Origin of the sequence: Nodularia sp. LEGE 04288 (assembly GCF_963896525.1) — a bacterium.
Taxonomy (GTDB): domain Bacteria; phylum Cyanobacteriota; class Cyanobacteriia; order Cyanobacteriales; family Nostocaceae; genus Nodularia.
In genome coordinates, this window is record NZ_CAWQOY010000107.1 from 48,377 (window position 1) to 58,659 (window position 10,283).

Here is a 10,283-nt window from a genome sequence, read left to right on the forward strand (position 1 = left end):
ATTGCTGCGATACCTCATGAACCTGCAATACGCGTCAAAATTTGTAAACCTTCCATCGTGATTGCTAATATCATTTTCAAAGCTCATGCTCAAAGGGGTTTTTCTGAGTTTTTTCAATCTTGCTAACGTTTGGAGTGTAGGTGGAATGAATAAATGCTCGCCGGATTTCTTTCAGGTCTTTCATGATGGTGGTAAGTGGCGGAAGTATGATTTCAGTTTTTCCCCTGAGTAGTTGTTCATCTTTTGACTGTAAAAGAAATTTGAAGTAGAGTTCGCGTTGTTCACCAATAGTCAGCTTGCCACCATCCTGCTGAAGTTTTTCTCGGAGATCGTTGTTGCCCTGATTGGATGCACTTGTCCAACCAACTGAATTTTCTAATTGCTCCCAAACTTTAGCTAGTTCTGAGTGCAGTGGCAGAGGAATATCACGAGTGTTCGCGGGAGGAGAACAGACATAAGCAGAATCAGCCTGTCTAGGTGCGCGTGGTGATGTTGTGTGATCATTCGCAGGTGAGTTAGGCTTTCTAGAAGGAGCCTCTATATTAAATTTTTTACTAATTTGTTTAAGATTGGCTAAGTCATGATCATCGAGCGTCATGATTCTGATTTGATTAGTGATCCCTTGAGGGGTGCGGTTCAACTCAAATCTGACTTTTTCTTTTTCCCCAATCTTGTCTTGTTTAAATAAACGCAGAAAAACCTTAACTGCTTTTGTGTCCCTATCTGACTGGATGCGGTAGTCTCCTATTTCCACCTGATCAGATTTGGCTTTGCTTAAAGTACCGTGCATAACTTTGAGAATTTCACCTTGGCGAAAACTTTCCAAAATGTTTTGGGTTCCTTGGGGAGCCAAAGAACCAAGACTATTCGATAATTCTCTAGTATCAAGATCAAGGGTGGGCAAATCTTGGCCATGATTGAGGTAATCGGCGACCATTAAAAACTCTTGACGCTCTACACTGAGCATTTGGTGGGGATTTTTCAGAATCTTGACTTTTCCTTGAGGATTTACTTGAAACTGCATCAAGGGGTTAGCAAAATAACTTGCTTGTTCATCCCCGTGTCTGTGGATGCTATAAGTGCCACGAAACTCTCTAATCGTGAAAGCATCACTCCTGTAAACGAAACTGTTGTCGTCATGTTCTACACCATAATTATTCAATAGTTGTTTGGCAGCAAGAGCAATATAGTTATTTTCCGTGGCTGCTACAAATTTTCTGGGAATGGTTGGTTTAAAGATTGGTACATCCCTTTGATTTGCCCAGTATTGTATCGGTTCTTCATTTGCTTGGGAAGAGTTTCTTTCTGGAGAAACAGGGGGAGATTCTACGGAGATAATTTCACTAATAGTTTCAGTTTGAGACGGTGTGCGGGGTTTACCACCCAAATTGAGAATTTCTTCATCAGTGAGATTTTCTCGGACAGCGTTAGTATAAACAGTGCCGTTTTTTTGTTCGTAAAGTTTTTTGGTAGTACCATCCTTGAGAAAGATTGTGAAGCGAAAATCCTCTGGGTCAGTAAATTCTCCAGGGGCATTATTAACTAACTTGTTAGTGATATGATCAATTTTGTCGGGATTTAACTTTTTCTTAATAGGTTTAGGTTTGACATCCCAGATTTTCTGATTGTGTTTATGCCATTCCTCTAAAGATTCGGCTTGGTCAACTAAAGCCTCAAATTCCTCAGCCCCGTTATTGACTATAAAATCATCCACGCCTTTATCTGGTCCTGGTAGGCGAATGACACTAACTTTAGCCCCGGCTGCTTCCAGAAGTCCCGCAGTGCGTAGTGTGGAAATCTCAATATTTCGGACTGTTTTGGGTCGGGTTTCGTAATCAAAGCAGAAAGTCATTTCCCGAACTGGTGTGGCAAACACTGCCAATTCAGGATGTAGCTTTGGTGGTATTTGATTTCCTTGTTCATCTCGACTACGATACCCTCCATAAATCCCAGAAAGTCCAATGGCAGCTTCACCCTGACTTAAAATACTGGCAGCCTTTTTCGCTCCCTCAGTAATAATGACTGGGACATTGTGCTTCCATACACAATACCAAAATCCACTGGCGCGATCGCTCTCGCTAGGATCTACTCCGGCTTTATTATAGATACGCCCAGCAACATCATCCGGGACATCCAATAAGAAAATACTCAGGTCAGTTTTTGGCGGATGTTCGTATTTAATTTTCTTTCCTGGTTTCTCACTGCTTTCTCTGAGTTCGTTGGGTTTAAAACATCCCCACAATTTTCTCTCAGGTTTGTCCCCTGGTTGCAAATCCGTAAATGAGCGAGGATCAACCCCAGCATCACACCACCAGCCGCCTTGTTCAAGGTGAGCGTATTTTCGCAGCATTCCACTAGAAAGCCTGCCAGTATTAGTGCGTTCTAGCTTGTCACTGTACATCAGATATTCCCAAGCTTCATTTGCCTGTTCTATGGAATCTTCATGCAAACTGCGAAAATTCCGACTAGCAATATCTGGGTGAATGGCGCTCCCCTCCACTGTTTCTTGCCAATGAGCAACGTCAATATGAGCAGGAGGAAAACTGACAATTGTAGTTAAAGTTTGCTCTTCTTGTTCGGATTCAGAAGAACCAATCAGCATTTTTTGGGTAGTAGCGGGTGAAAGTAAAGGTATGAGAGTATCAGTAGTCCAAAGATCGCTTTCCAGGTCGTCATATTCTTCAGCTAGAGGATCTGCCTTTTCCCACTTCCATCCCCCAGTTCCATCAGGAGTCATGAGATATGTTTCTTGACCAAGTTCAATTTTGGCTCTTTGTTCCCACTCATATTGCAACCGTTCAGCGATCGCGTTGACCAACGGTACAATGCCTTCAAGCCAGATTTCTTCAAGATTATTTACTAATGTTTCTTCTGTCTTGACATAAGAAGAAACTAAGTTTAAAGAGCGTTCATCAAACATAAACTATTGGGGGATAAAGATTGCAAAATATTAATGTAGGAGTCCCGAATTATTTGATATTGCTGCCAATTAGCTCCTAAGCACCGAAGGGAAATAGTTTTATCTGGTGAAATAATCCGATTAAAGATAATATCAATTTCTACTTCTACATCAGATTTTTGAATAAAACCTATATATTGCAAATCATCCCAGCCAATCCCTTGAATATATTCAATTATGATTTGTTGATAATACTCTAAACTTAAGTCAGGTATAATGTCTGAAAATTTAACATTAACTCTTATACCTGGCTTTTTAATCGATGGTCGTAATTTAGCTTGCTTTTCCAACTGACTGGTAATATTGAAATCTAAATCTAAGAGATTACAAAACCTGTTTTGAACGTGGGACAATTGCTCAAAATTATGGGCAAAATCAGTAATGGCAGTTTCTTTGATTTTAATTCTCATGAGAAATTAAAAGATAGAAGAAGAAAAATTTTCGTAATTTGGTTTCTGTGCGGCTGTAGTATCCACAGGACCTTCAGGAATAGGAAATCTACTATTGAAATCTTGAATCCTTACATCTAAATCCTCTCTTGTAGGTACTGTTTGGGTACTTTTCCTTGCCAATAACCTGACAATTTTTTTCCAGTTAGTTTGGTTATATTCATCAATTGCAATTACAGCCTTGGGGATTTTAATACTTCTTAGTAGCGGAACTGACCCCTCTGTTTTATTTGAGTATGCAGGGTTGATGAAAACACATCTCCCTGCTGGAAGTTTAAGAAACTGGGCAGATTCAAAGAGTTTTTTAGTTTTTTCCTGGTCGCTAGTAGTAGTATTAGTTTTACCGCTACCAGTAGAACGACTTTTGTGTTTATACTTAATTTCTTCATCTCCGAGAAAACTGGAGAATAATTGTGCAGAGTCATGTTCGCCGGGATTAAAAATGAATTTACTACCGCAAGCACCAAGGATAGTTTTCGCTACCTCCTTACCGTAGTTTTTCTCAAGCTGCCCCATATTCTGCCAGCCCAAGATCCCGCAAAATCCCTCCGAACGAGATTCGTTGAGCCACTTGAATAAATCGGGCAAGTAGATTGAGGGTAATTCATCCAAAGCAACTATTAAAGGGTCTTGGCGTTTTTGGGCGATATTTCGGGCAATAGTCATGTGTAAGACACTACACATCAAAGGCGCGATCGCATCACGACGTTCTCTGTCCAGCCCAAAGATAATCATCTGCTTACCCTTAATTTCCAAAGGTAGGGTCGTCTTACCGACAAAGCAGCCCAAGGTATTCTTGGCCATGAAGCGGGTGAACATGATGCTGGCGGTAGCCACAATGCCAGCCACTGTTTTTTCACTAGCTGCGGAACCGAACAATTGACCAAAGGCCATCTTGATCCAAGGATTAAGATTAGCAGCCATCAACCTTTTCACCATTTGTTCACTAGAAAGTATGGCAGCAGAGGTCATAACATCTGCACGACCAAACTCTTTAGTCAACATCAAAATAGCTTGCGTCAGCTGATCGCCGGCGGGGCCAAAAAAACCATCCTCATTGCTATTACTGAGAATGCGAAAATTTTTATTGATCACAGTGGCAATTTGTCTGGCAGTTTCGGCATCAGAAGAATCACGTAGGAAATCGAGTGGATTGCAAACTTCAGATTCAGGAAATCCAGGGGCGAAAATATGCACGTCATACCCCATTTTCTTAGCGTAAGCTGCAATCTTCGCTTGGGATGGATACTTAAAGTCGTAGGCAATGATCGAAAAACCTTGCTCAATGGCAGAGTAGATCATGGGGTTAATGGCACTGAAGGTTTTCCCGCTACCAGGAGCGCCAATAGCAGCTGTACCTCTTTGGACATCAGGAACATAAAGAGGAAGACCACCACTACCTTTTTCTTTTTTCGTTTTAGAAAATGGATGCTTACCAATATACAAAGCAGCACTATCACATTTAGTTGCTAAAATTTGTTTTTTAGCTTTTTTCTGAGCCGTAGCAATCTCCTTTCTACTTCCCCAATACCCAGAAGCTAGTTTCTTCTTGTCACCATCTCCGAAAAAGAATTGAATAATGATGTAAGCTCCTAACATAGATAGTACAGCTAGACCATTGGGAGAGAATAAATGATGTGTATATCTCCCAATATCATGCTGTGGATCTTGTAGCTGCTCAATTTGAGTTGATATTTGATTTTGTAGGTTACTCACTTTTTAATTGGATATTAAGATCAAGACAAACTACAACCGCAAGGGTTAAACGAACTCACTCTGAGCCATTCTCAAGGTAGAGAAGCCGGATTACCAAAAATAATTGGGTCTTTTTCCCGATAATTGATGAAAGGAACAGGCCCAATAAAATAGGGAGAACAAGTACGCACAAATGCTATCCGCTTACAAGTCCTAAAAAACATCGCAGTAGTCATACTGCCTTCAGCTTCATTGATGTCCCAAATTACTTGTTTAAACCCAGAACCAAAAGGATGCCGACCTGTGGGTTCTTTCCCGCCATTAATTGCACTTAAAATCCCAAAACCACCATTTACTTGTTGATATTTACCGGACATCCACTGTACACCAGTAGTTGCACCCACCCCTGCCATTTCTGCGTGAGCGCAATTATTTTGATAACAAGGTACATTAAACCCTTCTTCATAGCTTCCAGAAATGCTACGAACACGATTAGCTTCAATATCCCGTAATACTACATCCACTTTACCAATAAAGGCCATATTTGGGTTTGGTAAATTTGGTAGCTCACTCCAAGGTAAATCTGTTAATCCTGGTATTCCATCAATTAAGCTATCCTGCCAATCATTGAATTTCTCAATAGGTGTATTTTCAATGCCAGGAATAGAAGTTAAATTGTATTGGTCTAAATTGATATAATCCCCAATAAGATTGTTATCCAACTGATATAAATTTATTACCTGTTCAACTGTTTGATTGTTGGTAGTAATTCCGAGATTATCTAAAAAATCTCGAAGGGGAAGAATATTTTCAACATATTGGTTTTTTATCTGAGGGATAGCATTAGCTAAATCTGGTAAGGTTTGCCATTCAACTAAATCAAAATCTGATAGTTTTAAATTGCCAAGGTTTAGATTTAAATATTCGGCTATTTGATTTAATTGCAGATTTTCCAAATTAAAGCCTGATTCTTCAAAATCACCAAGTTCTAAAAATTCAGCAATACTTTGTCCAGCATTCCAAGTCCTGCTTTGATTTCCTTGTTGTCCTGGAAAAGATATACTACCGCTTTCTTGAATGATCATGTCCCGGAATCTCATGTTTGACCAATCGGGCATGAATCCTGATTCTGATTCAATGATAGGAACTTCAGCAGTTGCTTTGGGCATCAAAAAACTAATTGCCTGATTAAGAATACCATGCTTCACAAATCCATGAATAAATAAACCGCCTAGTAGACCAAGTAAGATGAGGTAACGTGTAACTTCCCAATTTTTTTGTTGTTTAGATTTCATCACTAATACCTGTAAATATTTGTGGAGTTTTTTTGGGTGATTTTGGAGGATTTTTACCAACTTCAATCAGCTTATTCACAAGCTCCATTGACACCACGGCCTTATCAGCAGCTACCTGAATTTCATCGCCTTGAGTTAGGTAAGCAATAAAGTCCGTGATACGTTGGTGCAGTGGGTCTGATGAATTGATCCATTGATTTCTTAGCGCAACTGTTACTCCCGCTCTCACCTCTTGTGCTTGATTGAAATTTGCACGTAATGGTTGTAGCCTTCTTGGAGGTGGTGGATCGTTGATAATTGCCACTTGACTATACTTAGGATTGCCATCAGCAGGTACAACTCGGAAGTGATATGATTGACGCTGATTTCCAGAGGTTTGGGTAATAATAGTTAAGTGTGTCCCCCAAGTCTGCGGTAGTCCTGGAATCTCGATTCTGTTAATCCGTCGCAAGTGAATTAAACCAGCACCCGGATTTTCGCAGCTGCTATCAATTCCTTGCAAGCAACCATCTGTATCAATCAGGATTTGAGAAGGATCATCAATCCAAGCACGTTTGATGATTTCCCCAGTCTGGTAAAAAGAAATACTCACGCCATGCCCATTCCACACATTAATTGTCTGTAGTGTGCCAGTATCTCCACTAACTTCAGATTGTTTGAAACTGCGAATAATGGGTGTAGTTGCATGAACTGTAGGTGTAAATGCAATCAAACTTATGCCCAAACTGATTATCCAGCCCGTGAGTTTTAATTTTTTAGCATTCATGATCATCTAAAAGCATCCAAGAGATCGAAATTTGAATGAATTATGGAAGCTCTAAAGTACGATTGACTAAAAATGTAATTTTGGTATTGCTGGGGATGTACCAAACATTGGGACGAGCGAGTATTTCTCTAGTGGAAGTTTCCGCCCGACGACCAATAATATCGCTGAGACTTCCGAATGCGCCTTCGAGTATAGCCCCACCAATATTGCGGCGACTGTTGTTGACGCGAGTCCGGCGGCGGATAGTTCCATCTAATAATTCATCTTCAACCTCATCTTGAATATCAGGTTGATTGATAATTTCTCCAACTTTCCCCAACCCACTGACTAGCCCAACAGTTAAGTCATACTGAGCAATTTCGCCACCCTTATCCTTGTATTGCTGGGCAATTAAAGGTCTACCTCCGTCACCTTGGACAGTAATTGCCCCAGCACTGATAGGATATTCAATGTTGTCTCTAATAATACTTGTTACCTGAACCTGAGCGTAACTTGCACCATCAACCGAGAGAATTTCCAGTGCCATTAAACTGCCACTGGCGATCGCAACGTTGCCTTCGTTGTCTTTTAAATCTTCAGTGAGCCTTGCTACATAACGCTTGCGATCTTCACTTTGTTGGCTTCTATCAGTGGCTTGTTCTTTGACCAAAGGTGTAATTAATTCGCCACTAGCAAATTCCCCTACTACTAGATAACGATTGCGACGCTCGTTAAGAATTTGAGCCTCCTGGGGCAAATTCTTGACTGAAGCTATTCTAAAATTTTCTACCTCTGTTGAAGTTTGACGGTTTCGCTGGTTTTGCCAACGAGGTTCTATTCTCTCAATCCTACTAGAAGCAGTATTGGGAGTATTTTGGCGATTGCTTCCAGTGGGGCTTGCAAAGTTGCTGTCTTGAACCGAAAGGTCGCTATCTCTGGTGACAGTACGCTGTGGGATAGTTGCGGTGGGCGTTGAATTGGCATAAGCTATATTGCCAAATGAACCTACGTTTCGTAATCGATTTAGTTCTGCTATAGGATCTGGTGCTGTTGATGGTGCTGGTGAAACAGAAACATTACGTGGTTGTGGTTGTGGTCGAGATGTAGGAGGTGGTAGAGGACGTACAGTAGGGGAAACATCTCGTTGCGCCGAACGGTTAACAGGTGCTGGGGCTGGGGGAGGAGAGGGATTTGGTGGTGTTGTCGGTTCTGGTGGATTTCTTGGTTCTGGAATGGTTTCTTGATTTTCGCTTGATTCTGGAGTTACTGATGGTTTTTGATTAATTTTTTGCAGTTCACTTTCTTGTTTTCCTAGTGCTGCTTGAGCAAAAATATCTCCATTATTGTTCTCTATTCTAGCTAGAGTTTCTTCCGGAATTTCCGAGGGGATTTCTTCATTTCTTGCTGACGATTTTCTATTCAAAACCCCACTAAAAACCAAAAATACCATCAAAAATCCAGTTCCAAAGAAGAATCCAACTACACCTAATTTTGACCAAGGAGAGTTCCTTAGATTGTGCTTTGTTATATTTTCGGCTGGATCTTCATCTTCTTCAAGTTCAATATTTTCAGAATTGGTAGAATCATTCTGCTCATCAATATTCAGAATGGTATCTACTGTAGATGTATTTCCTTCATCAGGTAGACCAATATCATTAGCCATAATTAATTATTTCTTCCTCGTAAATCCAAGTCAACAATTTGGGTAATTTCCAATCCCGCTTGACGAGCCGCATAGATTTTTTTAGCTAATTCAGTAGTTTCATTTGGCGGATTTTGTGGAGTAGTGACAGCTTCAACAGTGATTGTTTTATTAAAGGCAATTCCTTCTCCCGCATTATTATTCCGCGAAAAAGTTACAAGGGTAGCAATAAAATCAATTTCCCATCTTCCATCTCTGAGTCGTCGAGGCTCAGAAATAAATCGAGGAATTAAAGAAATTTGAGTTTCTCCACTAAACACACCATTTGGTGTCATTTCTGCAAGTTTAAGTAGAAAAGATGCTCGAAAATCTTCTCGTTCTGTAATGGCGAAGGAAGCTTCATAAGCCCTACTTGTGACCCTATCTCTACTCCCTTCTGTGATAGGTGTACCATCATCAGGTTTAGTTACGGCTTCTCCTCTTTCGTTAAAAGTTTGGACTAAACCATCCCAATTAAACATTCTAATGAATGTATCGGACACAAATTTCTTAATTACTTCATTAGACCTCTCTGTAGAAGGAACAGATTGGGCGCGAATTGTTTCCCCTGATGATAATTGTACTAATGTCGGCACTTGTTGATTATTTAACCTCCTAATTGCACCATAATTTAAAAATTGTGTAACTAGCGAAATTAAAGCTAATGAAAATGCTGTTAAAGTTATAACTCCAAATTTTGTAGTAACAGAATCTCCATAACTCAGAAGTTTAAAAGGCACTTGTTTATTTCTAGTTTTAAGCATTTATCCCCCTGGCTTAATTTTTTGACCTGCGGCTCCAGCACCTTTTGTAATGACAGTGCTAGCAATATTAATAGCCATAGAGCCGTAAAATTCTGCTGCTTTGTTGATTTGTTGAAGCACTGCTAATCCCCCCCCCGCAGCTAATCCAGTTGCTAAAAAGGGGGCAATAATTCCAATTACAAACAAGAAAAATAATGGTTGATCTGCTCTAGATGTAATCATTAATTGAGCTGCAAAACCAACAATAATGTTGAAAGATAGTTTAGCCATGCCTACGGTAAAATATCCTGTCAACCATGCAAAAATTGATTTAGCACCATAGGGTAATAAAGATCCTCCTACAGCAAGTGGACCAATTAAAGCTGTCACTAGCATTGTTAGCTCTATGCCCCATTGGTAAGCCCCGTTTAATCCCAGTAGGATATATGTGACAACCTCTCGAATATTGTTGCCAATCACAGCGCTAAATGGCGAAAATATCACTTGCAATGGATTAGCACCGCTATCAATAGCGTCAATCGGAGCCTGAACAATTGTTTCTAATCTTTGAATTGTTGACGCTAATGGACGAATGGCACTAAGATAAGCCGAAAGCAATTTGAGATAAGGGTTTAAAGGATTGAGAGTGAGTAAAAGTGTGGGAGAAATAGAGTCAGAAAACTAATTCGCGGAAAGTTTACGCGAATTAGTCAGGA

General features: G+C 40.2%; 8 protein-coding genes. All 8 read right to left on the reverse strand.

All coding sequences use genetic code 11. The annotated features are described in order from the left end of the window. Nucleotides 1-76: 76 nt before the first annotated feature. A complete protein-coding gene (locus tag AACX33_RS12035) occupies nucleotides 77-2,920 on the reverse strand; it encodes a DUF3854 domain-containing protein (protein ID WP_227789057.1) in 2,844 nt (947 codons plus the stop codon). Then, the gene (locus tag AACX33_RS12040; protein ID WP_227789058.1) at nucleotides 2,899-3,369 is read right to left on the reverse strand and encodes a hypothetical protein; all 471 of its coding nucleotides are present in this window, start codon (nucleotides 3,367-3,369) and stop codon (nucleotides 2,899-2,901) included. The genes AACX33_RS12035 and AACX33_RS12040 overlap by 22 nt, the downstream gene beginning before the upstream one ends. A gap of 6 nt (nucleotides 3,370-3,375) precedes the next feature. Next, the gene (locus AACX33_RS12045; RefSeq protein WP_445253325.1) at nucleotides 3,376-5,124 is read right to left on the reverse strand and encodes a type IV secretory system conjugative DNA transfer family protein; all 1,749 of its coding nucleotides are present in this window, start codon (nucleotides 5,122-5,124) and stop codon (nucleotides 3,376-3,378) included. A 71-nt stretch (nucleotides 5,125-5,195) separates the two neighbouring features. Further along, nucleotides 5,196-6,398, reverse strand: a complete 1,203-nt coding sequence (locus AACX33_RS12050; RefSeq protein WP_227789059.1) for a hypothetical protein — start codon at nucleotides 6,396-6,398, stop codon at nucleotides 5,196-5,198. Further along, the gene (locus tag AACX33_RS12055) at nucleotides 6,388-7,164 is read right to left on the reverse strand and encodes a hypothetical protein (RefSeq protein WP_227789060.1); all 777 of its coding nucleotides are present in this window, start codon (nucleotides 7,162-7,164) and stop codon (nucleotides 6,388-6,390) included. The genes AACX33_RS12050 and AACX33_RS12055 overlap by 11 nt, the downstream gene beginning before the upstream one ends. A gap of 40 nt (nucleotides 7,165-7,204) precedes the next feature. Continuing rightward, a complete protein-coding gene (locus AACX33_RS12060) occupies nucleotides 7,205-8,806 on the reverse strand; it encodes a TrbI/VirB10 family protein (RefSeq protein WP_227789061.1) in 1,602 nt (533 codons plus the stop codon). A 2-nt stretch (nucleotides 8,807-8,808) separates the two neighbouring features. Next, nucleotides 8,809-9,588, reverse strand: a complete 780-nt coding sequence (locus tag AACX33_RS12065; RefSeq protein WP_227789062.1) for a hypothetical protein — start codon at nucleotides 9,586-9,588, stop codon at nucleotides 8,809-8,811. Beyond that, nucleotides 9,589-9,957, reverse strand: a complete 369-nt coding sequence (locus AACX33_RS12070; protein WP_445253326.1) for a hypothetical protein — start codon at nucleotides 9,955-9,957, stop codon at nucleotides 9,589-9,591. It lies immediately after the preceding gene. Between the last annotated feature and the right edge of the window lie 326 nt (nucleotides 9,958-10,283).

Excerpts from the sequence above, each read along its gene's own strand:
- AACX33_RS12065 (WP_227789062.1), bottom strand. The coding sequence starts at position 9,588 with ATGCTTAAAACTAGAAATAAACAAGTGCCTTTTAAACTTCTGAGTTAT.
- AACX33_RS12055 (WP_227789060.1), bottom strand. The coding sequence starts at position 7,164 with ATGAATGCTAAAAAATTAAAACTCACGGGCTGGATAATCAGTTTGGGC.
- AACX33_RS12040 (WP_227789058.1), bottom strand. The coding sequence starts at position 3,369 with ATGAGAATTAAAATCAAAGAAACTGCCATTACTGATTTTGCCCATAAT.
- AACX33_RS12060 (WP_227789061.1), bottom strand. The coding sequence starts at position 8,806 with ATGGCTAATGATATTGGTCTACCTGATGAAGGAAATACATCTACAGTA.
- AACX33_RS12050 (WP_227789059.1), bottom strand. The coding sequence starts at position 6,398 with ATGAAATCTAAACAACAAAAAAATTGGGAAGTTACACGTTACCTCATC.
- AACX33_RS12035 (WP_227789057.1), bottom strand. The coding sequence starts at position 2,920 with ATGTTTGATGAACGCTCTTTAAACTTAGTTTCTTCTTATGTCAAGACA.